This is a genomic window from Xenorhabdus innexi (assembly GCF_002632485.1).
GTDB classification, from domain to species: Bacteria; Pseudomonadota; Gammaproteobacteria; order Enterobacterales; family Enterobacteriaceae; genus Xenorhabdus; species Xenorhabdus innexi.
Genome location: NZ_NIBU01000216.1, coordinates 1 through 764, shown reverse-complemented (window position 1 = coordinate 764; position 764 = coordinate 1). Strand labels below are relative to the sequence as shown.

Genomic DNA, 764 nt, shown 5'->3' with positions numbered 1-764 from the left:
GTAAAGGCAAACGGTTGCAAACTGAGAAGCACCTCGAACATTCAACTAATTACACGCATATATGATGTAATTTCATATTGTTAATGCCGTTCATCACTGGTAACTTGGTGAATCCCGCTAAAAAGATCAGTATTTGATCAAGTTGTTGTTCGAGGCATCCAGTTTTAAGCCACTTCTACACCATGAATTAAATGTCTTAGTGCTTTAATGCCATTTTCGTTATAGCGGAACGCTTGAACTTGCTTACTTGAATAAGCGGATTTATCCAGAAAGAACTTACCGTGCTGCTCATTTTTGAGATTGTGCTTATTGGCAACCAATCCGATTTTCTTCGCCGATACATCCAGCATCTTTCCGACTTCACCTGCTGTGTAATATCTCTCTTCCAGCACAGGCAAAGGAACTGCTTCAAAGCCTACTACCGGATTAATGATGGATGCTGCCAGTGATTGCTTAGCCAGATGATCCAGATTGGGCAGAAGAGCATTCAGCCTTTCAATTGAAGCAATGTTCTTTTCGAGAGCAACAGACCTCAGTTGTTCTGCTTTGGCGAAGCGATATTCAGGGAGGCCAGATGAACTTTTAACTGGAGTAGCGACACCGCTTTCAAGTTCTCTCCAACGCTTCGCTACCTTGTGCCTTAAAGGAATACTGTAACCAGTCATCATAGATAGGATCTTAAGCAATAACCGTTTATTTTTAGATAGAAAAAAGGCTTCATTTATGATCTGATAATCGTCGCTAAACTAATATCAAAACCACGG

Annotated in this window: 1 pseudogene; it reads right to left on the bottom strand. The window is 41.0% G+C overall.

Annotated features, from left to right (window positions below):
• Positions 1–164: 164 nt before the first annotated feature.
• Positions 165–590 (bottom strand): annotated as a pseudogene (locus tag Xinn_RS21175) (KilA-N domain-containing protein); the annotation flags it as partial.
• Positions 591–764 lie beyond the last annotated feature (174 nt).